Genomic DNA, 23017 nt, shown 5'->3' with positions numbered 1-23017 from the left:
TTTTTTGAACACTCAGATCGGCGCATCCCGTCTCACCCTCACGCCGGCTTCCGCTTTGGCGCGCGCCCCTTTCCCGGACGCCTGGAACGCAGTGGAAGGTGATCCGGGACCCAGCACGACAAGCGTCGCGCAGCGGCACCGGACAAGCCGTTTGGACGCTTCGCGAGTTCCCGTGCTGGATCCCGGGTCGGGTTCCGCTGACGCTCCACGCGCCCGGGAAAGGGGCAGTGCCTGGGCGATCCACGTTCCGGAGGCCGGACCGTCATGCTGAGCCTCAGCTTCACCCCCCTCCTCCCCTGGCCGGCCATCGCCGTGCTGGGGGTGATCGTCGCCATCCTGGCGGTGTTCGCCGTGCTGGCCCGGGGCCGGACCGCGCTGCTGCGTGTCCTCGTCCTCGCCCTGGTGCTGGCGGCGTTGACCAACCCGGCCCTAGTCCACGAGGACCGCGAGCCCGTGAAGGACATCGCCGCCATCGTGGTCGACCGCTCGGGCTCCCAGCAGCTCGGCGACCGGCCGCAGATGACCGACGCGGTCCGTGCCGAGCTGCAGCGCCGCTTCGGGGCACTCGCCAACATCGAAACCCGCTTCATCGACGTGCCCGACGCCAAGGAGGGCGATGACGGCACCAAGCTGTTCACGGCGTTGGGCCAGGCGCTGGCCGACGTCCCCCCGGAGCGGCTCGCCGGAATCGTGATGCTCACGGACGGCGTGGTCCACGACATCCCGGCCGCGATGGCCCAGCTCGGCATCAAGGCGCCGCTCCACGTCCTCGTCACCGGCCATCCCGACGAGCGCGACCGGCAGATCAAGCTGCTGGAGGCCCCCCGCTTCGGCATCGTCGGCAAGGACCTGACGATCCGCGCCGAGGTGATGGAGCGCGGCGGCACCGGCCACGCGGTCGTCACCGTGCGCCGCGACGGCGAGGAGATCGGCCGGCGCGATGTCGCCACCGACAAGCCGTTCTCGCTGACCACCCGGATCGAGCATGGCGGCCCGAACGTGGTGGAGATCGAGGTTGAGCCGCTGCCGGGCGAGTTGACCACCGTCAACAACCGCGCGGTGCTACCGATCGAGGGGATCCGCGAGAAGCTGCGGGTGCTGCTGGTCTCGGGCGAGCCGCACCAGGGCGAGCGGACGTGGCGCAACCTGCTGAAGTCCGACGCCAACGTCGACCTCGTCCACTTTACCATCCTGCGCCCGCCGGAGAAGCAGGACGGCACGCCGATCTCCGAACTCTCCCTGATCGCCTTCCCGACGCGCGAGCTGTTCGTCCAGAAGATCAAGGACTTCGACCTGATCATCTTCGACCGCTACGCCAACCAGAGCGTGCTGCCGCAGGCCTATTTCGACAACATCGTCCGCTATGTCCGCGAGGGCGGCGCCCTGCTGATCGCCGCCGGCCCCGAATTCGCCGGCCCGGCGAGCTTGGCCCGCACCCGCCTCGCCGGCATCCTGCCGGGCGATCCGGACGGGCGGGTCGTGGAAAAGCCCTACAAGGCGACGCCGACCCAGGTCGGCCAGCGCCACCCGGTGACCCGCGACCTGCCGGGCTCGGATGCCAATCCGCCCGCCTGGGGCGACTGGGTACGCATCGTCGAGGCCCGGACCCGGGCCGGCATCCAGCCGATCCTGTCGGGGGCCGAGGGATTGCCGTTGCTTGCCCTGTCCCGGGAGGAGAAGGGCCGCGTCGCCCTGCTCCTATCGGACCAAGCCTGGCTCTGGGCGCGGGGCTACCAGGAGGGCGGCCCCTATCTCGACCTGCTGCGCCGCCTCGGCCACTGGCTGATGAAGGAGCCGGCCCTCGAGGAGGAAGCCCTGCGCGCCCAGACCACCGGCCGCGGCCGGGAGGTCCGGGTGGAGCGCCAGACCATGGCGGATCAGTCCGAGCCGGTCACCGTCACCGGGCCGACCGGCAAGGTGACGACGCTGACGCTCAAGCCCAAGGAGCCGGGCCTCTTCACCGCGACCTTCGACGCCGAAAGCCTGGGCCTGCACACGCTCCGCTCGGGCAACCTTGTGGCCTTCGTGAGCGTCGGCCCGGCCAATCCCCGCGAACTCGCCGATGTGTTCAGTGACACCGAGCGGCTGAAGGCGGTGGCGGACGGGTCGGGGGGATCGATCCGCCGGATCGCCGGGTCGGGGGGCGCCATCGACGTGCCGCGGCTCGCGGTGGTGCGCGGCGGACGGCTCTCCGGCGCGGACTGGATCGGCTTCCGGCCGAGCGACAGCGCCAATATCCGCGGCGTCGAGGTCTACCCGCTGGCGCTGGGCCTCGCGGCCCTCGCCGCCCTGGCCGCCGCCCTGCTGGCGATGTGGCTGGTGGAGGGACGACGGGGCCGGTCGGTGTGAGTCAGTGGTCTCGCGCCGCGTGCGGATCCCCTCCCCCCTCTGCGGGGGAGGGTGGCTCCTGCGTCAGCAGGGGTCGGGAGAGGGGAACCCGGGTTCAGGACGGGGCGCGACATTCATGAAGGCGAGCGTTTCATCCGGCACCGTCGCTCCCCTCTCCCGACCCCCTTCGGGGCCCACCCTCCCCCGCAGAGGGGGGAGGGAGAACCCGCGCCCCTCCTGCAATGCGCCCCGTGTGCGAGCGCGCTCGACGCCCGGGGCGCGCCCAGCCTATGAGCTTCGCTGACCGCCCGCGCCCCGCGCGAACCCACACAACGGAGACAGCCTGCCCGTGACAGCGCAGACCGTGACCGGACGCCTCCTCGCCGCGACGCTCCTCGTCGCCTGCCTGCATCTCGCCCCGGCCCGTGCGCAGGAGCCGGCCGCGATGCCGTCCGATCCGCCGTCGATGCCCGCCGCCACTGGCCAGTGGGTCCACGCGCTCACGCTGATGGGCCAGCCGAAATACGGCCCTGACTTCAAGCATTTCGACTATGCCGACCCGGCCGCCCCCAAGGGCGGCATGGTGCGCCTCGGCACCCAGGGCGGGTTCGACAACTTCAACATCATCGTCTCCGGCCTGAAGGGCGACCTCGAGAACGGCATCCAGCAGATCTACGATCCGCTGATGACCCAATCCTCCGACGAGCCGTTCACCTCCTACGGCCTGATCGCCGAGGCGGTGCGGGTCGCCCCCGATCTCGGTTCGGTTTCCTACCGCCTGCGCGAGAACGCCCGCTGGCACGACGGCAAGCCGATCACCCCCGAGGACGTGGTCTGGTCCTTCGACATCCTGAAGGCCAACAGCCCGTTCTACGCGGCCTACTACCACACGGTGTCGAAGGCCGAGGCGACCGGGCCGCACGAGGTGACCTTCACCTTCACCGAGAAGGGCAACCGTGAGTTGCCGCAGGTGATCGGGCAATTGCGCATCCTGCCCAAGCACTGGTGGATGGCCAAGGATGCCAACGGCAAGCCGCGCAACCCCACCGAGACGACCCTCGAGCCGCCGCTCGGCTCCGGCCCCTACCGGCTGGCGAAGTTCGATCCCGGCCGCAGCACGACCTACGAGCGCGTGCCCGATTACTGGGGCAAGGGTCTGCCGGCCAATGCCGGGCACTACAACTTCGACACCGAGCGCTTCGAGTATTTTCGCGACGGCACCGTCCTGGTCGAGGCGCTGAAGGGCGACCTCTACGATTTCCGCGTCGAGAACATCGCCCGGAACTGGGCCACGGCCTACGACGAGTTCCCGGCCGTGAAGGAAGGGCGCCTGATCAAGGAGGCCTTCCCCGACCGTGGCATGGGCATCATGCAGGCCTTCGCGTTCAACACCCGCAGGGACAAGTTCAAGGACCCGCGCGTCCGCCGGGCCTTCAACCTCGCGATGAACTACGAGGAGATGAACAAGGCCCTGTTCTACGGGCTCTACAACCGGATCAACTCCTACTTCTTCGGCTCGGAGCTGGCCTCTTCCGGCCTGCCGGAGGGCGACGAGAAGGCGATCCTCGAGAGCGTGAAGGACAAGATCCCGGCCTCGGTCTTCACCACGCCCTACACCAACCCCGTCAATGACAGCCCCGAAGCCGTGCGCAAGAACCTGCGTGAGGCGGTCGGCCTGCTGCGCGAGGCGGGCTACGAGCTGCGCGGCGGCAAGATGGTCAACAAGGCGACCGGCGAGCCGCTCACCGTCGAGTTCCTCGAATTCCAGAACACCTTCGAGCGGGTGATCCTGCCGTTCTCGGCCTCACTCAAGCTGATCGGCATCGACGCGACCCTGCGGGTGATCGACGCCGCGCAGTATCAGAACCGGATCCGCAACTTCGACTTCGACATCACCACGACGAACTGGGGCGAGTCGCTCTCCCCGGGCAACGAGCAGCGCGAGTACTGGGGCTCGAAGGCGGCCGACAGTCCCGGCTCGCGCAACCTGATCGGCATCAAGGATCCCGGCATCGACGCCCTGATCGAGAAGGTGATCTTCGCCAAGGATCGGCCCGCCGTGATCGCGGCCACCCACGCGCTCGACCGGGTGCTGCTCGCCCACGATTACGTCGTGCCGCAATGGTCCTCCAACCAGCAGCGGACGCTGCGCTGGAACCGCTTCAACCACCCGGCGATCCTGCCGCTCTATGCCAGCTCCGGCTTCCCGACGACGTGGTGGTACGACAAGGCGCTCGCGACCAAGACCGGGGCGCCCCGTTGACGGGTCGCCTCTGGACGCCGACCCGGCGCGGGGTCGTCCTCGGCGGTGCCGCCCTCGCGGCGATACGGCCGGGTTGGGCGGAGGACGGGGAGCGCCATGGCCTCTCCAGCTTCGGCGAGCTCAAGTATCCCCCGACCTTCGAGCGGTTCGATTACGTGAACCCGATGGCGCCGCGCGGGGGCCGTTTCTCCGCCCAGCTCTCCGGCACGACCGGCAATCAGGCGTTCAACACGTTCAACACGCTTAACATCTACGTGCTGCGTGGCGAGGGCGCCGCCGGGATGAGTCTCACCTTCGACAGCCTGATGGTCCGGGCCCTCGACGAGCCGGACGCGGTCTACGGGCTTGTCGCGCGCGCCGTCACGGTGAGCTCGGACGGGCTGACCTACACGTTCCTGCTGCGCCCGCAGGCCCGGTTCCACGACGGCTCGCGACTGACCGCGCGGGATGCTGCCTTCAGCCTCAAGCTCCTGCGCGACAAGGGCCACCCGGAGATTGCCGAGGTGATCCGCCCGATGACGGACGCCCGGGCGGAAGACGACGAGCGGCTCGTCGTGACCTTCGCGCCCGGCCGCGCCCGGGACCTGCCGCTGTTCGTGGCGCAGCTGCCGATCTTCTCCGCCGCCTATTACGGCGCCCGCGACTTCGAGGCCTCGACCCTGGAGCCGCCGCTGGGCTCCGGCCCCTACCGGGTCGGGACGGTCGATGTCGGCCGCTCGATCGGGCTGGAGCGGGTGCCGGATTACTGGGCGGCCGACCTGCCCGTGACTATCGGCCAGAACAATTTCGACGCGATCCGCTACGAGTATTTCCGCGATCGCACCGTGGCGTTCGAGGCGTTCAAGAGCGGCGCCTTCACGTTCCGAGAGGAATTCACCGCCCGGGTCTGGGCCACCGGCTACGATTTCCCGGCCCTGAAGGAGGGCCGCGTCACCCGGGAGACCGTTCCGGATGCGCGGCCGAGCGGCACGCAGGGCTGGTGGATCAACACCCGCCGGGACGCGTTCCGCGATCCCCGGGTGCGCGAGGCGATCGGGCTGTGCTTCGACTTCGAATGGTCGAACAAGAACCTGATGTACGGCGCCTATACCCGCACGGCCTCGTTCTTCGAGAATTCGGACCTCAAGGCGACGGGCAAGCCCTCGGCCGAGGAACTGGCCCTGCTGGAGCCGCTGAAGGATCTGCCGCCGGAGGTGTTCGGCGAGGCCTGGACGCCGCCGGTCTCGGACGGGTCTGGCCAGGACCGGGCGCTCCTCAAGCGCGCCGACGCCCTGCTGCGCGAGGCCGGCTGCACCCGCCAGGGCGGCAGCCTCGTCCTGCCCGGCGGGCGGCCGCTGACGATCGAGTTCCTGGATGACGACCCGGTCTTCGATGCGGTGACGCAGCCGTTCATCCGCAACCTCGGGCTGCTCGGCATCAAGGCGAGTCTGCGCGTGGTCGATCCGGCGCAGTACCAGACGCGGCTCAAGGATTTCGATTTCGACGTCTCGCCGCGCCGCTACAGCAGCGGCCTGACGCCCGGCGCGGAGCTGCGCGAGACCTACGGCTCCCGGGCGGCCAAGACGGCGGGCTCGAACAACCTGTCAGGGATCGCGGATCCCGCCATCGATGCGCTCCTCACCGCCATCGCCGACGCCAAGTCCCGGGCGGACCTGACCACCGCGTGCCGGGCCCTCGACCGGGTGCTGCGCGCCGGGCGTTATTGGGTGCCGATGTGGTACGCCTCGACCCACCGCCTCGCCCTGTGGGACGTTTACGGCCGCCCGGCCAGCCCGCCGAAATACGACCTCGGTGCGCCGGGAACCTGGTGGTACGACGCCGAGAAGGCGAAGCGGATCGGGCGGGAGTGAAATCTTGTCCCTCTGCACGATCGCGTCCGAGGACGTTCGGAAACACCGACTCTCCCACCCACGACCTCATCCTGAGGGGCCCGCCTCGGCGGGCCTCGAAGGAGCCCTCCAGATGCCTCGGCGATCTCTGGATTCCTCCTTCGAGGCCTCCGCTCCGCTTCGGCACCTCAGGATGAGGTCGTGGATGGGAAGCCCCAGTTCGTCAGCCTCCGGGAGATCATGCTCGCCTACATCCTGCGCCGCATCGGCCTGATGATCCCGACCCTGTTCGGGATCATGCTGATCACCTTCACGATCGTGCAGTTCGCCCCCGGCGGCCCGGTGGAGCGGGTGCTGTCGCAGCTCCAGGGCCAGCGCGACGGGGCGATGTCGCGGGTGAGCGGCGGCGGGGGCGATCTCGGCGGTGGCACACGCCCCTCCGGCGGTGGCGGCGAGGCGAGTTCGCGCTACCGCGGCGCGCAGGGCCTCAGCCCCGAATTCATCGCCAAGCTGGAGAAGCAGTTCGGCTTCGACAAGCCGGCCCCGGAGCGCTTCGCCAAGATGCTCTGGGACTATGTCCGGTTCGATTTCGGCCGCAGCTATTTTCGCGACGTGACGGTGATCCAGCTCATCAAGGAGCGCCTGCCGGTCTCGATCTCGCTGGGGCTCTGGATGACGCTCCTGTCCTACGCGATCTCGATCCCGCTCGGCATTCGCAAGGCCGTGAAGGATGGCGAGCGCTTCGACCGCTGGACCTCCTTCGTGGTGATCATCGGCTACGCGATCCCGGGCTTCATGTTCGGCCTGATGCTGATCATCCTGTTCGCGGGCGGCTCGTTCTATCAGTGGTTCCCCCTGCGCGGCCTGACCAGCGAGGGCTGGGAGGGCTTCTCCACGTGGCACAAGGTGACCGATTACGCGTGGCACATGGTGCTGCCGCTGACCGCCCTGGTGATCGGCGCCTTCGCGACCTCGACCCTGCTGACCAAGAACTCGTTCCTCGACGAGATCCGCAAGCAATACGTCCTGACCGCGCGGATGAAGGGCCTGTCCGAGCGCCGCGTGCTCTACGGCCACGTGTTCCGCAACGCCATGCTGATCGTGATCGCGGGCTTTCCGGGGGCCTTCATCTCGGCCTTCTTCACCGGCTCGCTCCTGATCGAGACGATCTTCTCGCTCGACGGGCTCGGGGAGCTGTCGTTCCGCGCGATCGTGGGCCGGGACTATCCGGTGGTGTTCGCGACCCTCTACATCTTTTCCCTGCTGGGACTCGCGGTGAACCTGCTCTCGGACCTGATCTACGTCTGGATCGACCCGCGGATCGACTTTTCGGCGCGGGCGACCTGAGGCCGCATCACGACAGGGGCGAGCCCGGAGCCGGCAGCGCGATGGTCGAGGTCGCCTCGAGGATCTGGTCGGGCCCGCCCTTCGGCGGCCAGAGTCCGGCGGCGTAGGCCTCCCCGCGGAGCCGCGCCCGCTCCTCCAGACTGGCGAAAGCCCAGATGTGCGTGATCCGCGGCGGCCCATCCAGGGCGTAGAGGTTGGTCACGAGATGGTCGGTGTAGGTTTTGGCCGGCCCGATCGCCGCCTCCCAGGCCGCCAGCGTCGGCGCGAGCCCGCCGGGACGCAGCCGGTAGGTGCGGATCTCGTAGACGCCGCCCCGGGCTCCGGTCCGAAGCGGCGGCAGGAAGGGAAACGGCGCGTAGCTGTCCATGGTCAAGGCCGTCAGGAGCTCGCCGCCGTGGAACGGGTTGGCGCTCATCAGGGCGCGTCGCCGCTCGGCGGTCATCGCCTCCGGGGCCTCGAAGCCGCGCAGGACCATCACCTGCCCCAGGGTGCCGATCTCCGTCCGCCAGCAGCCGAGCAGCGTCCCGGCCTCCGCCTCGGCGGCCCAGGCCTGCGCCCGCTCGCAGACTTGGCCCGGCGCCAGGAGCGGGCAGGACAGGGTGGTGAGTTCGTAGAGCATGCCCGGTGTTCTCCGAAGGGTCTTGAGCCAGAGGTAGAACGTCCGCGGCATGCGGCGAGGATCAGACGAGCGCCTGTCGCGCTCCGGCCGGCCCGAGAACCCGCGCCACGGTCAGGCGCAGGGCCTGCGCGCTCCGGTACCCCACCGCCGCCGCCACGGCCCGGGGCGGACGCCCCTCGGCCGTGAGCGCCAGCGCGCGGATCACCCGGGCCCGCGCCCGCCAGTCGCCGAAGCTCAGGCCGGTCTCGGCGCGGAACCCCCGGGTCAGCGTGCGCCGGCTCGCCCCGGCCCGGTCGGCCCAGGCGTCGAGATCGTCCTCCGAGGCCGGATCCGCGATGATCCCCAGGCAGACCCGGCGCAGGCGCGGATCCCGCGGCAGCGGCAGCGTGAGCGGCGTCGCGGGGGCACGGCCGATCTCGTCGAGCACCAAAGCGGCGAGATGACCGCCGCGGCCATCCTCGGCGTAGAGCACCGGCTCCTCGGCCAGGGCGACGAGCGCGGCCGACAGCAGCGGCGACACCGCGATGACCCGGCAGGTCTCCGGGAACGTCGCGACGGCGTCGCGGTCGAGATAGGCGGTACACAGGGCCACCGGGCCGTGGGTGACGGTGGTGTGCGGCAGGCGCGCCGGGATCCAGAGCGCGTGGCCCTCCGGCACGACCCAGGCACCGTCCTCGGCCGAGGCCGACATCAGCCCGGCCGTGGCGTAGAGGAGCTGCGCGCGGATGTGGTGGTGCAGGTCGGTCCGGGCGTCGGCCGCCAGAGGCTTGCGGACCACCGCGATCGGGCGCGGGATCGCTTGGTAATCGGCCGCCGCGGTCGAGCGTGGCGACGACGCGTTTGGCCCGTTCGCATGCATATCCGGCCCGACGCCTCCATCGGGTCAGGCTATCAGCGTCTGATCCCGGAGGATACGCCGCGATGGATTCCGATACGCTGTCCCGCCGCACCCTGCGCTTCGTGAACGTCGCGCACGCGCTCGATCATTTCGTCCTGCTAATCTACCCGACCGCAGTGATCGCCATCGCGGCTCAGACCGGGCTCGGCTACGGCGAGCTGATCGGCCTCGCCACCGGGGCCTTCGTGGCCTTCGGCCTGTGCTCCCTGCCGATGGGGTCGCTGGCCGACCGCTTCGGCCGCCGCACCATGCTGGCGGTGTTCTTCTTCGGCTACGGGCTCTCGTGCCTCGGCGTCGCCACGGCCTCGACGCCGCTGGCCTTCGCCCTCTGGCTATGCGTGCTCGGCCTCGCCTCGGCGATCTACCACCCGGTCGGCTCGGCCATGCTGGTGACCCACGCCCGGCGGCTCGGCCGCGACCTCGGCCTCAACGGCGTCTGGGGAAATTTCGGCGCGGCCTCGGCCTCCGGCGTCACCGCGCTGCTCGCCGCGACGATCAGCTGGCGCGCGGCCTTCGTGGTGCCGGGCCTGATCTGCCTCGCCTGCGGGGCGGCCTTCGTGGCGCTGGTCCCGGGTGACGGCGAGGGCGGCGGCAAGCAGGCCGGGGGCGCGGCGGTGATCCCCGTCACGCGGCCCTGGGCCCTGATGGCCATGTTCGCCGTGGCGATCTTCGCGGGCGGCCTGACCTTCAACCTGACCACGATCAGCCTGCCCAAGGTGATCGACGAGGGCGTCGGCCATGCCCTGCCGCTGGCGCTTACCGGCTCGATCGCCACGGTGGTGTTCCTGTTCGGCGCGCTGATGCAGCTCGCCATGGGCCGCCTGATCGACCGCTACAGCCTGCCGACGCTGTTCGTGGCGCTCTCGGTGCTGCAACCGCTGGGCCTCGGGATCGCGGCCGTCTCCACCGGCCTGCCGCTGCTCGCCGGGCTGGTGATCGCCATGACGGCGATCTACGGGCAGGTGGTGATCAACGACGCGATGATCGCCCGCTACGTGCCCCCGGCCTATCGGGCCCGGGCCTACAGCGTGCGTTACTTCGTGGGCTTCACGGCGAGCGGCTTCGTGGTGCCGGCGATCGCGCTGCTGCACGACCGGGGCGGCTTCGGGCTGGTGCTCGGCGCGGCCTCCGCCTGCGGCGCGGTGATCTGGCTGTCGGCGATCGGCTTCCTGAAGCTGACGCAAGCCGGCGGACGCCCGGCGCTGGCAGCGGCGGAATAGGACGTCGTTTGCCGGGCGGGCCCGGCGCTGCTACGCGGCGACCAGCCAGCCCAAGGGCGTCTCGTGACCGCATTGTCCCTCGTCATCCGGCCGGAGCGGCCGGAGGACACCCCCGCCATCGCGCGCCTCCAGGCCCGGGCCTTCGGCCCCGGCCGCTTCGCCCGCACCGCCTACCGTCTGCGCGAGGGGGCGGCCGAGCGGATGGATCTCGGCGTCACCGCCTTTGTGGGCAGCCTCCTCGTCGGCTCGGTGCGGATGGGGCCGGTGCGGGCCGGGGTGACGCCCTTCGTGATGCTCGGGCCGCTGGCGGTGGATCCGAGCTTCGAAGGCCGCGGCATCGGCGGCACCCTCACCCGCGCGACGATCGCGGCGGCGCGACAGGCGGGCGACGGGCTGGTGATCCTGGTGGGGGACGCGCCCTATTACAGCCGCTTCGGCTTCACGCCGGTTCCGCCCGGCCGGCTGACCCTGCCGGGGCCCGTCGATCCGGCGCGGCTCCTGTGGCTGGAACTCACCGATGGGTTCCGCGACCGGGTCGGCGGTTTGGTCGAGGCGGTTCGCGGCTGAAACGGGATCCCAAAGGGCTGTGGCCCTTTGGCGGGTCATCAGGGCAGCGCCCTGACGTGCGTTGCAGGGCTTTGCCCTGCACCCACGAAAGGTCTCGACCTTTCGAAACCACGAGTCTCGGTCCTACGCCCGCCGCAGCGCCAGGGCGGCGATCAGCCCGGCCGCGAGCAGCGCCAACGCCACCGGCGCCGCCGAGGTGGCGGGCCATGCGGAGGCCGCGGCCGTGAAGATCGCCCCGAAGGTCATCTGGGTGAAGCCGTAGAGGCTGGAGGCCGAGCCCGCCGCGTGCGGATCGACGTTCATCAGCCCCGCCACCGCGTTGGGGCTGAGCAGGCCGACGCCCACCGCGTAGGCGAAGAGCGGCGCGATCAGGCTGACGACGCCGAGCATCCCGGTCCGATCCACCGCCAGCAGGGTCAGCGCCGCCGCGATGCAGAGGAGGTTGCCGCTCCGCGCGGCTTTCCGGATCGGCACCCGCGCGGCGAGCCGGCTCGCCAACACCGCCCCGCCGACCATCCCGAACACCACGATCAGGCAATCGAACCCGACCTCCTGCGACGAGCGCCCGAGCCGGTCGACCAGCAGGAACGGCGCCACCGCCAGGAAGGCGTAGAGGCTGGTGCCGCCGCAGGCCCCCGCCACCAGATAGGCACGGAAGACCGGGATCCGCACGAGCCGGAGATAGCCCGCCAGCACGGCCACGAACCCGGGCAGCGCCACCTTGTGCCGGTTGGTCTCGGGCAGGGTGAACACCACCAGCGCACCGAGCACCGCCACGAAAGCGGCCAGCACCACGAACACGGCCCGCCAGCCGAGGGCCTCGTTGACCACGCCGCCGATCGCCGGTGCCAGCGCCGGGGTCAGCGTCATCGCGGTGGTGAGGATTGCGAGCTTGCGGGCGGCGTCCTCGCGGGTCGAGACGTCGCGCACCATGGCGCGGCCGATCACCAGGGAGCCGCAGGCCCCGAGCGACTGGAGCACCCGCGCCACCAGCAGCACGCCGATATTGGGTGCCGGGATCGCGAGCAGCAGCCCGGCGAGATAGAGGCCGAGCCCGCCGATCAGGATCGGCCGCCGGCCGTAGCGGTCCGACAGCGGGCCGTAGAGCAGCTGCCCGCCCGCGAGGCCGATCAGGTAGACCGTGATGGTGAGCTGCGCACCGGCCGCGTTGGTGCCGAGATCGACGGCGACGGCGGCCAGCGCCGGGACGAAGATATGGAGCGCCACCGTCCCGGTCATGGTCACGGCGACGAGCAGCGGAAGGGGCGCCCGGCGCTCCGCGACTTCGGGACTTCGGTCAGCCAAGGGGTCCTACGCGGTTTTCAATCCGGCAAGTTGCCGGAACGCGGTCGCCCTACAGCAAGAGACAGGCCCGCAGCCATGCCGGCTCAACGCGGCTGACAGGCGGGGGCCGGGACGCGCGCCCCGGCCGTACCGCTCTTACTCCTTCGGGAGTGGCTGAGGAGTCGGCAGCGGGGCGTTCGGATCCTTGGTCGGAACACCGACATTGAGATCCTTGGCCCGCTCCACCGCCTCGGGATTGGCCTGGGCGGGCGGCTCCTTGGCGGCCGGCGCCGTCGGGGCGGTCGGCTCGGCGGGAATCACGCTCGAGGGCTGACCCTGCTGGTCGCTGTCATGGGCATCGGCGGGCGGAGCCGGGGCATTGCGGTCGCTGGACTCGCTCGGCGCCCGCGGGCTGCCCGGGGACTTCTCCTCGACCGGCTTGGCGGTGCTGGTATCGGCAGGCTTCGCCGGGCTGTCCTTGCCCTCCGACGGCTTGGAAGCGGCCGGATGCGCAGCGGTCGGCTTGTCGGCGGGGGCGGCGGCCGGAGCGGCGGCCGGCTTATCCTCAGGCTTCGCCGCCGCCGGGGCGGCCGCGGGGGGTGCCTCGGACTTCTCGACGGCCGGCAGCGGCTTCGGATCATCCGCGTTCTTGCGCAGGTAGGCGATGACGTTGGCCCGCTCCTGCGGCGAGGCGATGCCGGCATAGGCCATCTTGGTGCCCTTCACGTAGCCCTTCGGGTTCGTAAGGAACTCGTCGAGATCCGCGTAGGTCCAGGCGCCGCCCTTCTCCTTCATGGCGGCCGAGTAGTCGAAGCCCGGATGCGCGCCCTTCGGCCGCTCCACCACCCCGTAGAGATCCGGCCCGACCTTGTTCGGGCCACCCTTCTCGAAGTTGTGGCAGGCATGGCAGGCCTTGGTGCCGGCCTCGCCCTTCTCGACATTGGCGCTCGCCAGCCGGACCGCGATCGGCTCGACCTTGGCTTCCGGCGCCGCCGCGGCGGCGGCCTCGGGCTCCGGCTCGGGCAGATCGTAGCCGGCTTTGCCCGCCGGCTTCGGATGGTAGATCAATTCGGCGACGAAACCCGATCCGGCCGCGAACAGAAGAGCGCCGAGGACCGCGCCCAGGACCTTGTTCACCTCGAACGAGTTCATGCTCTTCTCGCGTCTCGCCCGGACCCGTCGCGCGCCTGATCACGGGCGAGTTCGGACGCCGGACATTGGAAGATTTCGAGGTTGCCTTAGCCGTTCCGCACGCCTCCTGACAATGCCGGCGAGGCCCTCCGCGGCGCTGAGGCGCAGAATTGTGCCGTGGAATCGTCAAGCTTGTTACCGAGTGGCACCTTTTCGCCGAAGCGGCGCCCCGACTGAGGGGACGACAATCGAAGGCCGTCCTGTTAAGCAGCCGGCCCGCGCGCGGGCGCGGCCGTCCGGCTCCGGGCGTGCGGTGCGAATCGTCGGGTCCGAGCGCGATGTCCGATCCCCTGATCCTGATCCCGGCGCGTCTCGCGGCGACCCGCCTGCCCAACAAGCCGCTCGCCGACATCGCGGGCGAGGCCATGATCGTCCATGTCTGGCGCCGGGCCGTCGAGGCGGGGATCGGCCCCGTGGTGGTGGCCACCGATACGGCGGAGATCGTTCAGGCCGTGGAGGCGGTGGGCGGCCTCGCGGTGATGACCCGGGCCGACCACCCCTCCGGCTCCGACCGGCTCGCCGAGGCGCTGGAGATCGTCGATCCGGAGGGGCGCCACGACGTGGTCGTCAACGTGCAGGGGGACCTGCCGACCATCGATCCGGCGATCATCGGCGCCTCCGTCCTGCCGCTCGCCGATCGCACCGTCGACATCGTGACGCTCTGCGCTCCGATCACCGACCCGCACGAGGCCGACAACCCGAACGTCGTGAAGCTCGTCGGCCACACGGTCGGCCCCGGCCGTCTGCGCGCCCTCTACTTCACCCGCGCCCGCGCCCCCTGGGGCGACGGACCGCTCTGGCATCATATCGGCCTCTATGCGTACCGCCGGACGGCCCTCGGCCGCTTCGTCGCCCTGCCGCCGGGCGAGCTGGAGAGCCGCGAGAAGCTGGAGCAGCTCAGGGCTCTGGAGGCCGGCATGCGCATCGACGCCGTGATCGTCGACGACCTGCCGCTGGGCGTCGACACCCAAGCCGACCTGGAACGCGCCCGTGCCCTGCTCCAGGGCCGGCGCCTGAACTGACCGCATGAACGCCCGAGCCATGACAGACCGCACCATCGCCTATCAGGGGGAACCTGGGGCCAATTCCCACATCATCTGCGCGCAGGCCTATCCGGACTGGACGCCGCTCCCCTGCCCCAGCTTCGAGGACGCCTTCGCGGCCGTCACGGAGGGCCGGGCCCAGCGGGCCATGATCCCGATCGAGAACTCGATCGCCGGCCGGGTCGCCGACATCCACCACCTGATCCCGACCTCGCCGCTGCACATCGTGGCCGAGCACTTCCTGCCGATCCATTTTCAGCTGATGGTGCTGCCGGGCACGCCGCTCGAGGCGCTGAAGAGCGTCCACAGCCACGTCCATGCCCTCGGCCAGTGCCGCCGGATCATCCGCCGCCTGGGGCTGAAGGCCGTGGTGGCCGGCGACACCGCCGGGGCGGCCCGGGAGATCAAGGACCTCGGCGATCCGAGCCGGGCGGCCCTGGCGCCGGCGCTCGCCGCCGAGGTCTACGGGCTCGACATCCTGGCGCGCGACGTCGAGGACGAGGCGCACAACACCACGCGCTTCGTGGTGTTCTCCCCCGAGGCCGAGCCGGTGGAGCCCGGGACGGGCCCCTGCGTGACGAGCTTCGTGTTCCGGGTGCGCAACATCCCGGCGGCGCTCTACAAGGCGCTGGGCGGCTTCGCGACCAACGGCGTCAACATGTCGAAGCTCGAGAGCTACATGATGGACGGCGAGTTCACCGCCACGCAGTTCTACGCGGAGGTCGACGGCCACCCCGAGGATCCGGGCCTCGCCCGGGCGCTCGACGAGCTCGACTTCTTCTCGCGCGAGTTGCGGGTGATCGGTACCTACCCGGCCCACCCGTTCCGCGAGGCAGCGCGGCCGGCGGCGGAGTGACAGGCGCGGGACTGTACCCCATACCCCGTCATTGCCGTAACGACGTTTTGTAACTACGCTGCGGCATGGGCTTTCAATGGGATCCCGACAAGGATGCAGCCAATCAAGCTAAGCATCTCATCGGATTCCGACAGGCTGCGGAGATCTTTCGGAGTTTCCGGCTGACTCGTGAAGACAGGCGCCGCGACTACGGCGAGCGCCGGTTTATCAGCCTGGGGCTCTACGATGAAACAGTGCTGCGGGTCGTCTATGTCGAACGCGACAACGACATCCGCATCATTTCGGCATGGAAGGCGAACCGCCATGACAGGCAGGTCTACGCAGAAGCCCGAGCCCGCGCGCAAGGCAACCGTCCGGTTTGAAGGGTTCGAGGACATGCCGCCGGCCGAACCGCTCAGCGATGCCTTCAAGGACATGGGCGATGCGGACATCGAACGGCGCGCGGCCGCAGACCCCGATGCCGGCTCGATTCCCGCCGGTTTTTGGGACGAAGTGGATGCTGTGCTGCCCGAGGGCAAGGAACAGATTACGCTTCGACTCGACGCGGAGGTGCTGCGGCACTTCCGGAGCACCGGAACGGGTTATCAAACCCGGATCAACGCGGTGCTGAAGAGCTATGTGCGGGCCCAGGAGAAGCGACGATAGCTTGAACGTTCACTCCCGCCGCAGCACCCGGTCCACCGCCAGATCCGACCAGAACCCCGGCCGAAAATCCCGCTTGAGCGCCTCCGGGTCGTAGATCGTCTCGACCCAGGTCAGGAAGTCGATCCCCCTCGCCTCCCCCTCGATCCGGTAGCGCGCGAAGAACGCGTCGAGGATGCCGGTCTTGGCGAAGCGGAGGTGGCCGTAGCGGGCCGAGAGCTGGCGCGCGGCCTCGGCGACCGGGCGGCCCTCGTGCAGGATCAGGTAGAGGGCCGAGGCGAGGCCCGCCCGGTCGGCGCCCGACTTGCAGTGCATCACCGCCGGGTACTCGATGCCGGCGAAGAACGCCTTGGCGGCCAGGATCGTCGCCCGGTCCGGCGCCTCCCGGGAGCGCAGCACGAACTCGACGAGCTTCAGCCCGTGGCGCTCGCAGGCCTCGCGCTGCAGCGGCCAGGAGCCGTGCTCGCGCCCGCCGCGCAGCGAGATGACCGTGCGCACGCCCTCGGCCCGGAACCGGGCGAGCTGGTGCGGGCCGGGCTGGGCGGAGCGCCAGAGCGCCCCCGTGCCGACCCGGTGGCGGTTGAGATAGGCGAGCCGGAACACGCCGTGATCCATCAGCAGCATGTTGGCCCAGGCCCGCAGCCGGTCGCCCGGGCCGGCGATCGGCCGCTCGAAGCGGGCGATTCGGGCCATGCGGCGCGCGTAGCGCGTCTCGGGCTTCAGGAAGCGGTTGAACAAGGCCGGGCTGCCGCGGGGGGAGGAGCGCGGGCTCTACCAGCCGCCCACCGAGCCGGCAATTCACGGCCGAACCGGCATCCCGGCCGCAGACCGCTGGATTCCGGCGCCGATCTTGCCTTCACTCTGCCCGGATCGGCATCGAACCTGGGCGGACCGCGCGGGTTATCCGCCGGTCGGACGAGGGGAGGCCCGAAGCCCATGAGCACGCGCACCACGAGCATCCGCCGGGCCCGCGAGGCCGATCTCGGCGGCTTGTCGAAGGTGTTCGATGCGTCGTGGCGCGAGGCCTATCGCGGTATCATCCCGGGCGTCGCCCTGGAGCGCCTGATCGCGAGCCGGGACCGCGCGTGGTGGCGTGGGGCCCTGCGCCGGGGACGGCCGATCGCCGTCGTCGAGACGGCCGACAGGATCGTCGGCTACGCGGCCTACGGGCGGACGCGCAGCCGGGCGCTGGGCACCGAGGCCGAGATCGACGAACTCTATCTCCTGCCCGAGTACCAGGGCCTCGGCCTCGGCCGCCGCCTGTTCCGGGCGGTCCGCAACGACCTCGCCGATCACGGCCTGACGCAGCTCGGCGTCTGGAGCCTGGAGGACAACGATCGCGCCGGCGCTTTCTACGAGGGTCTCGGCGGCAAAACCGGCCCGCGCGTGCTCGACCGGGTGGCGGGGGTTCCCCTGCCGAAGGTCGGCTTCCTCTTCGGCTAACGTTTTCCCAAGCCCGTTGCCGGCCGGTAGCGGCGACTGATTTGCAAGTTCAAGCGGCGCCACTAAGAGAACCCGGACGCCATCGGCACCCCGGATCCTGGAAGCGGAACGCCATGAGAATTGAAGCTATCTCGCTCGGCAAGAAGCCGCCGCACGACGTCAACGTCATCGTCGAGGTCCCGCTCGGCGGCGAGCCGATCAAGTACGAGATGGACAAGGAATCCGGCGCGCTGGTCGTCGACCGGTTTTTGTACACGCCGATGTTCTATCCGGGGAATTACGGCTTCATTCCCCATACCCTGTCGGGCGACGGCGACCCCTGCGACGTGCTGGTGGCCAACACCCGCGCCGTGGTGCCGGGGGCGATCATCAGCGCCCGCCCTGTCGGCGTGATGGTGATGCAGGACGAGGGCGGCGAGGACGAAAAGATCATCGCGGTCCCCTCCCGCCACCTGACCAAGCGCTACGACCGAGTCGAGAACTACACCGACCTGCCCGAAATCACGATCCACCAGATCCAGCACTTCTTCGAGCACTACAAGGATCTGGAGCCCGGCAAGTGGGTGAAGTTCGTCCGCTGGGGCGACAAGGAAGAGGCGCACCGGCTGATCGAACAGGCGATCGAGCGCGGCAAGGCGAAGGCGTAAGCCACTACCGGCCCGGGGCCGCGCGCCGTTCCGCGACGGACGCGCGGTCACGGCCGTCATCCCCTGTCACGAGAAGGGCACGGCGCCCCTCGCCTGCAGATGCTAAGGCTGCGCCGTGAGCGTTTGGACAGGGATGGACACGGCGATGCGGCGGATCCCGACGTGTTTCGGCCTGGTGGCGCTCCTGCTGGTGCAAAGCGCGGCATCCGCGGCCGATCTACGCGACGGCGTGCCGATCCGCGGCTTCCGGGCGACCTGCGAGGATCTCGGGACCTTCTGCTTCGCCGATGCCTGCGGTCGCGATCAGATCGAGGCTGCACAGGCGTGCCGGGCGCGCTGCCCGAGCGCGGCGATCATGAGCGTGATCCCGTCGACCTGCCCGTCTCCCGAGGCGGAGCCGTTCCCCGTCCTGCGTCGGCGCGGCTAGAGCGCTCTTCGCTGAAGTGGAGACCGGTTCGGCGCGAGAGAGCGCGTCACAACAGAAGCTTAGAACCCTGCCCGACTGCAACGCGATCGGGCAGGGTTCTTGAGGAGCGCCAATCGTTCTGGCGGAGCGGCGGTTCCCGCGCGGAAAATATCAAGCGGCCGCGGCAACGAAACGCGGATCGTCGCATTGACCAATCGCGAAATGGTGACTGACAGACGTGAGGGCGCGGTCAGATGCTCGCGAATGCGCGCGATGCCCGCAGGCAAACGATGCGGACAAATGATCTCCATCCCCCGAGGGCGGGATTGAATTCGGACCCGGTTCTTTACGGAGTCGCGGCAGGCTTGGCGGCGCTGTTCCCGCCGGTCAAAGCCGCGGAGCGTCCGAGCGAGCCGACCCGGGCCGATCACCCGGACCGATTGCAGGAGACGGCCGACACGCCTTGAACGGAGCGTCGCCCTCAGGACGCGAGGCGGGCGAGGAGCAACAGGGTCGCCAGCAAGGGTACGCTCGCAGCCAGCCACAGGGCGCCGCCATGGACGCCCTCGGGACCCGCGAAACGCAGGCTCCGCGTCGCGCCCGGGCGCAGATCCGCCCCGCGTCCGATACCGATTCCAACGGGCATCCATCGCCTCCTCGCTGCACGAGGAGGAGGACCCGAAACCCGCCAAGACCGTCTGAATCGGCGCTGGCCTTCGTGTGGCGTGGTGAACGACCGCTTAAAGCGCGCGGTCGAACTTCAGCTCGCCGTTCGGGCTCTTCAGGACCAGCTGAGAGCCGACCAGATCCCACACCGCCGAGGTGCGGAGGGCGACGAAGAAGGCCTGCTCGGTGGCCGCGAGGCCCTTGTCGCAGCTCTTCTTGGTCAGGGCGAGCGGCCCGACCGCGATATGCTGCTCCTTGAGCGGGAAGGCCGTGGCCGCGAAGGTGTTGCAGCCGCCGTAGCCGCGGGCGCGGTACTGCTTGTCGATGATGAAGCTCGGCCGGTCGCCGCCGGAGAACGGCTTGCCGTTGAGGCTGACCGCCGTCCACGTCGAATCGAGCGGGAAGATTTTTTCGCTGGCCTTGGCCCCCGGCACGTACTGGGGCTTCTTCTCCTCCTCGCCGCCGGGGCGGCGGTTGCCCTTACCGAAGCCGGTCGGAGACCCCATCTGGGCCTGCGCCTGCGTCGATGCGGCCAGACCCGCAGCCAGAACGGCGCAGGCCAAGGTTGCGATCAGCACCCCTCTCATCGTTCAGTCCCCATCTCGCGCGCTCCGCGCTCAGGTCATCCCGGATCCGGAGGCGCCAGCAGCGCCGCTCCGAATCCCTGCACCTTGGCGGATGCGACAGGATTTCAGCACAATTGTGGTCATGCGCCCCGCATGTTCGCCCGGAAACGATCCGCGGCGCCCGTCGTTGTTGATCATTGCAGATCGGGAGAGTGGCCTTGGCAGGATCGGACGAGGGTGCGCAGAGCGGTGCGAGCGCGCTGGCGATGAGCCCGGCGCAGTCGCGGGCGGCCCGCGGGCTGCTCGGCTGGTCCGAGGCGGACCTCGCCGGGAAGGTCGGGCTCGACGCACAGCTGGTGCGGGATTTCGAGGCTGGCTACGGCGATCCGCCGAGCGGGCAGATCGAGGCCCTGCGCAGTGCCCTCGGTGCGGCGGGCGCCGTGTTCACCGATGCGCCGCGACAGGGCGTCCACTTGGCGGAAGCCTCCGGGGCCGACGAGGGCACCCGGCTCGGCGCCCTGACCACCGAGAACGACCGGTAGCCCGAACACGTCGCTCAGGGCGCGTTCAGGCGTTCGGCCCGATGGTCGGGGCCACGCCCTGCCGACCGCCTGGAGCGATCCGTGACCGACCCTTTCCGCCTCCGCTGCCGGACTACCACGCCTCACGCGCCCGCTTGGGCGGTGGTCCGCTGATGCGCGCCGATGCCTTTCTGGCGGCGGCCGACGCCCTGCCCATCGGGAACCTCGAAGCCCTGGTCGGGACCGGCGGTCTGGTCGTCGTCGCGCCCCATCCTGATGACGAGAGTCTGGGCAGCGGCGGCCTGATCGCTGCGGCGCGGGCGGAGGGGCGAGCGGTCCGCCTCGTCGTGGTGAGCGACGGCTGCGGCTCGCACACCCATTCCCGACTCTACCCGCCCGACAGGCTGCGCGCCCTGCGCGAGACCGAGACCGTGCGGGCGGTGGAGATCCTCGGCCTCGCCGCGACGGATGTCACCTTCCTGCGCCTGCCCGACGCGCACGTCCCGAGCGCGGGGCCTGCCGCCGAGGAGGCCGCACGGGCGGTCGCGGGGGCTGCGGACGCCTGCGGTGCCGGCGCCGTGTTCGTGACGTGGCGGCACGACCCGCATTGCGACCACAAGGCAGCGGCGGCCATCGTGGGCCTCGCCCGGCCCCACATGCCCCGGGTCCGGGTCTACGAGTATCCCGTCTGGGGCTGGACCCTGCCGCCCGAGACCGAGGTCGGCCCGGCGCCGACGGGCCTGCGCCTCGACGTTGCGCCCTATCGCGAGACCAAGGCGCGCGCGGTCGCGGCCCATGAATCGCAGACGACCAACCTGATTGCGGACGATCCGCAGGGCTTTCGGCTGGAACACGCCATGATCGAGCGCCTCTGCGGCTCCTACGAGCGCTTCGTCGCTGTCCCGGCATGAACCGCCGCAGGGACACCGTGCCGGCTGATTACTTCGCGGGCATCTACGCCAGCGATGCGGACCCCTGGCGCTTCACCAACTCGGACTACGAGCGCGACAAGTACGCGGCGACGCTGGCGGCCCTGCCGCAACCCCGCTATCGATCGGCCTTCGAGCCCGCCTGCTCGATCGGCGTGTTCACCCGCGCCCTCGCGGAGCGCTGCGATCGGCTGGTCGCCACGGACCTCGTCCCCGCCGCGGTGGAGGCGGCCCGCGCCCGCTGCGCCGACCGGCCCAATGTCGAGATCCGGCAGGGTGCCGTGCCGGCCGACTGGCCCGAAGGCCGGTTCGATCTGATCGTGCTGTCCGAGTTCCTGTACTTCCTGGCGCCACCGGATCTGGCTGGCCTGGTGCGCCGGGCCGGCGACGCGATCGAGCCCGGGGGCGACATCGTTCTGGTCCACTGGCTCGGCGTGACCGACTACCCGCAATCCGGCGACGAAGCCGCCGAGGGCTTCATCGCGCAGGCCGCGCCGTTCGCCGGCCTGCTGCATCAAGCCCGGACGGCGGCCTATCGGCTCGACGTCCTGCGCGCCGGGGCCGCGGCGTGAGCGCGACGGTCATCACCCTCAACAAGGGTCGGGACGCACATCTCGCCCGCTTGCTCGAAGGGCTCGCCCGGGGGGCACCGCCGGCTGCCTGCATCGTGGTGGAGATCGGCGATGCGGCGCCCCTCCCTCGGCTGCCCTTCCCCGTCGAGCGCGTCCCGTTCCCCCATGCCGGCCTGCCGCTCGCGGCCGCGCGCAATGCCGGCCGTCGGGCGGCTCGGACCGACACGCTGATCTTCCTCGACGTGGACTGCATCCCCTCGGCAGGGCTCGTCGCCGGCCTGTCCCGGGCCGTCACCGAGCACGACGGGCTGATCTGCTGCGAGATCGGCTACCTTCCGGCCGGCGCCGTCACGGATGGATGGCGCGAGACCGACCTCGACCGACGCGGGGCTCCGCATCCGGTGCGGGCCTTCCCGCCCGCCGGGGCGGTGACCGCCGCGCCGCAGCCCGGCCTGTTCTGGTCGCTGGCCTTCGCGGTCCGCGCAGAGACCTACGATCAGCTCGGCGGCTTCGACGAATCGTTCTCGGGCTACGGCGCGGAGGACACCGATCTGGCGTTCCGGGCCGAGGAGGCCGGGGTGCCGATCCTGTTCCTCGGCGGCCCGCGGGCCTACCACCAGCACCATCCGGGCTTCGACCCGCCGCTCCAGCATTTTCGCGACATCGTCGCCAACGCGTCGCGGTTTCACGCCCGGCACGGCCTCTGGCCGATGGACGGCTGGCTCGACGGCTTCGCCCGGCTCGGGCTGATCGCGGCGGACTGGCGTGAGGGGATCGCGATCCGACGCGACCCGACGCCGGAGGAGATGGCGGCGGCGCGGCTGCCGGATGATCGGCCGTTCTGAGCCGCACCGCTCTTCCCCACTGCGGCGCGGGGGGAAGCAGCTCTCCGCATGCTGGTTCTTGGCGAGGCGGAAGACTTTAATTATGTTTGGGAATGGAGCCGGTGATGGCTTCACCGGCTCCTGGCGATCACCCGTTAGGGTTCAGCCATTTCCAGAAGAAAGAACAGGCGGCGAGGCGGAGGGGGAAGCTCCACTCACCGCTTTCTTTTCTGGCGATCGTCAGAACGATGACCATTCGTTCGACTCCCGGCGGCAACCAGCCGAGGTCACACAAGAACCTGCGGCCAATCACGGGCGGGCTAGTGAAGCCCGCGGGACACTCGCTCCAGTGCCTT

Annotated in this window: 24 protein-coding genes; 17 read left to right on the top strand and 7 right to left on the bottom strand. The window is 70.3% G+C overall.

What is annotated here, in order from left to right; genetic code table 11:
* Window positions 1–264: 264 nt before the first annotated feature.
* The 4 genes from AAHG09_RS09985 to AAHG09_RS09970 all read left to right on the top strand — a co-directional run bounded on the left by AAHG09_RS09985 (window position 265) and on the right by AAHG09_RS09970 (window position 7767).
* Window positions 265–2349, top strand: a complete 2085-nt coding sequence (locus tag AAHG09_RS09985) for a hypothetical protein (RefSeq protein ID WP_342106886.1) — start codon at window positions 265–267, stop codon at window positions 2347–2349.
* Between the two features lie 328 nt (window positions 2350–2677).
* Window positions 2678–4591 carry an extracellular solute-binding protein gene (locus tag AAHG09_RS09980; RefSeq protein ID WP_412760012.1) on the top strand — a complete coding sequence of 638 codons (1914 nt, stop codon included), beginning with the start codon at window positions 2678–2680 and terminating at the stop codon, window positions 4589–4591.
* On the top strand, window positions 4588–6441 hold the full coding sequence (locus AAHG09_RS09975; RefSeq protein WP_342106885.1) for an extracellular solute-binding protein: 1854 nt from the start codon (window positions 4588–4590) through the stop codon (window positions 6439–6441). The genes AAHG09_RS09980 and AAHG09_RS09975 overlap by 4 nt, the downstream gene beginning before the upstream one ends.
* Before the next feature lie 219 nt (window positions 6442–6660).
* Entirely contained in the window at window positions 6661–7767 is a 1107-nt protein-coding gene (locus AAHG09_RS09970) for a microcin C ABC transporter permease YejB (RefSeq protein ID WP_342107390.1), read from the top strand.
* Window positions 7768–7774: 7 nt separating this feature from the next.
* On the opposite strand, the gene AAHG09_RS09965 is transcribed toward AAHG09_RS09970, so the two are convergent.
* Window positions 7775–8386, bottom strand: a complete 612-nt coding sequence (locus tag AAHG09_RS09965) for an NIPSNAP family protein (protein WP_412760024.1) — start codon at window positions 8384–8386, stop codon at window positions 7775–7777.
* A 61-nt stretch (window positions 8387–8447) separates the two neighbouring features.
* Window positions 8448–9245, bottom strand: a complete 798-nt coding sequence (locus AAHG09_RS09960; protein ID WP_342106883.1) for an AraC family transcriptional regulator — start codon at window positions 9243–9245, stop codon at window positions 8448–8450.
* Between the two features lie 62 nt (window positions 9246–9307).
* Here AAHG09_RS09960 and AAHG09_RS09955 point away from each other — a divergent pair, with 62 nt between their 5' ends.
* Window positions 9308–10504, top strand: a complete 1197-nt coding sequence (locus AAHG09_RS09955; protein ID WP_342106881.1) for an MFS transporter — start codon at window positions 9308–9310, stop codon at window positions 10502–10504.
* Window positions 10505–10567: 63 nt separating this feature from the next.
* Window positions 10568–11071 carry a GNAT family N-acetyltransferase gene (locus tag AAHG09_RS09950; RefSeq protein ID WP_342106880.1) on the top strand — a complete coding sequence of 168 codons (504 nt, stop codon included), beginning with the start codon at window positions 10568–10570 and terminating at the stop codon, window positions 11069–11071.
* A gap of 123 nt (window positions 11072–11194) precedes the next feature.
* Here AAHG09_RS09950 and AAHG09_RS09945 read toward each other — a convergent pair whose 3' ends face one another.
* The gene (locus AAHG09_RS09945) at window positions 11195–12376 is read right to left on the bottom strand and encodes a multidrug effflux MFS transporter (RefSeq protein ID WP_342106879.1); all 1182 of its coding nucleotides are present in this window, start codon (window positions 12374–12376) and stop codon (window positions 11195–11197) included.
* 135 nt (window positions 12377–12511) lie between these two features.
* Window positions 12512–13507: a c-type cytochrome gene (locus AAHG09_RS09940; RefSeq protein WP_342106878.1), complete on the bottom strand. Its 996-nt coding sequence runs from the start codon at window positions 13505–13507 to the stop codon at window positions 12512–12514.
* A gap of 317 nt (window positions 13508–13824) precedes the next feature.
* Here AAHG09_RS09940 and AAHG09_RS09935 point away from each other — a divergent pair, with 317 nt between their 5' ends.
* From AAHG09_RS09935 to AAHG09_RS09920, 4 genes are all read left to right on the top strand, one after another.
* Complete coding sequence (locus tag AAHG09_RS09935) at window positions 13825–14568, top strand: 3-deoxy-manno-octulosonate cytidylyltransferase (RefSeq protein WP_342106877.1); 744 nt, start codon at window positions 13825–13827, stop codon at window positions 14566–14568.
* A gap of 19 nt (window positions 14569–14587) precedes the next feature.
* Window positions 14588–15445, top strand: a complete 858-nt coding sequence (locus tag AAHG09_RS09930; RefSeq protein ID WP_342106876.1) for a prephenate dehydratase — start codon at window positions 14588–14590, stop codon at window positions 15443–15445.
* Between the two features lie 65 nt (window positions 15446–15510).
* On the top strand, window positions 15511–15807 hold the full coding sequence (locus AAHG09_RS09925) for a BrnT family toxin (protein ID WP_342106875.1): 297 nt from the start codon (window positions 15511–15513) through the stop codon (window positions 15805–15807).
* A 13-nt stretch (window positions 15808–15820) separates the two neighbouring features.
* Entirely contained in the window at window positions 15821–16090 is a 270-nt protein-coding gene (locus AAHG09_RS09920; protein ID WP_342106874.1) for a BrnA antitoxin family protein, read from the top strand.
* 9 nt (window positions 16091–16099) lie between these two features.
* Here the strand turns inward: AAHG09_RS09920 and AAHG09_RS09915 are convergent, their stop codons facing one another.
* Window positions 16100–16825, bottom strand: a complete 726-nt coding sequence (locus AAHG09_RS09915; protein ID WP_342106873.1) for a tyrosine-protein phosphatase — start codon at window positions 16823–16825, stop codon at window positions 16100–16102.
* Window positions 16826–17023: 198 nt separating this feature from the next.
* Between AAHG09_RS09915 and AAHG09_RS09910 the strand changes: the two genes are divergently transcribed.
* From AAHG09_RS09910 to AAHG09_RS09900, 3 genes are all read left to right on the top strand, one after another.
* Window positions 17024–17530 (top strand): GNAT family N-acetyltransferase, encoded by a 507-nt coding sequence (locus AAHG09_RS09910; protein ID WP_342106871.1) that lies wholly within the window; start codon window positions 17024–17026, stop codon window positions 17528–17530.
* A 113-nt stretch (window positions 17531–17643) separates the two neighbouring features.
* The gene (gene ppa / locus AAHG09_RS09905; RefSeq protein ID WP_342106870.1) at window positions 17644–18177 is read left to right on the top strand and encodes an inorganic diphosphatase; all 534 of its coding nucleotides are present in this window, start codon (window positions 17644–17646) and stop codon (window positions 18175–18177) included.
* 145 nt (window positions 18178–18322) lie between these two features.
* Window positions 18323–18604, top strand: a complete 282-nt coding sequence (locus tag AAHG09_RS09900; RefSeq protein WP_342106869.1) for a hypothetical protein — start codon at window positions 18323–18325, stop codon at window positions 18602–18604.
* Between the two features lie 460 nt (window positions 18605–19064).
* Here the strand turns inward: AAHG09_RS09900 and AAHG09_RS09895 are convergent, their stop codons facing one another.
* Window positions 19065–19229 carry a hypothetical protein gene (locus tag AAHG09_RS09895; protein ID WP_342106868.1) on the bottom strand — a complete coding sequence of 55 codons (165 nt, stop codon included), beginning with the start codon at window positions 19227–19229 and terminating at the stop codon, window positions 19065–19067.
* A gap of 94 nt (window positions 19230–19323) precedes the next feature.
* Window positions 19324–19836 (bottom strand): META domain-containing protein, encoded by a 513-nt coding sequence (locus tag AAHG09_RS09890; protein WP_342106867.1) that lies wholly within the window; start codon window positions 19834–19836, stop codon window positions 19324–19326.
* Between the two features lie 197 nt (window positions 19837–20033).
* Here AAHG09_RS09890 and AAHG09_RS09885 point away from each other — a divergent pair, with 197 nt between their 5' ends.
* The 4 genes from AAHG09_RS09885 to AAHG09_RS09870 all read left to right on the top strand — a co-directional run bounded on the left by AAHG09_RS09885 (window position 20034) and on the right by AAHG09_RS09870 (window position 22682).
* Window positions 20034–20357, top strand: a complete 324-nt coding sequence (locus tag AAHG09_RS09885) for a helix-turn-helix domain-containing protein (RefSeq protein ID WP_342106866.1) — start codon at window positions 20034–20036, stop codon at window positions 20355–20357.
* Window positions 20358–20509: 152 nt separating this feature from the next.
* A complete protein-coding gene (locus tag AAHG09_RS09880) occupies window positions 20510–21247 on the top strand; it encodes a PIG-L deacetylase family protein (RefSeq protein WP_342106865.1) in 738 nt (245 codons plus the stop codon).
* Window positions 21244–21837, top strand: a complete 594-nt coding sequence (locus AAHG09_RS09875; RefSeq protein ID WP_342106864.1) for a class I SAM-dependent methyltransferase — start codon at window positions 21244–21246, stop codon at window positions 21835–21837. Before AAHG09_RS09880 ends, AAHG09_RS09875 begins: the two co-directional genes overlap by 4 nt.
* On the top strand, window positions 21834–22682 hold the full coding sequence (locus tag AAHG09_RS09870; RefSeq protein WP_342106862.1) for a glycosyltransferase family 2 protein: 849 nt from the start codon (window positions 21834–21836) through the stop codon (window positions 22680–22682). Before AAHG09_RS09875 ends, AAHG09_RS09870 begins: the two co-directional genes overlap by 4 nt.
* Window positions 22683–23017: the final 335 nt, after the last annotated feature.

Origin of the sequence: Methylobacterium guangdongense (assembly GCF_038442355.1) — a bacterium.
Lineage (GTDB): Bacteria > Pseudomonadota > Alphaproteobacteria > Rhizobiales > Beijerinckiaceae > Methylobacterium > Methylobacterium guangdongense.
The sequence above is the reverse complement of the archived record's forward strand: the minus strand, read 5'-3'. Positions and strand labels throughout refer to the sequence as shown.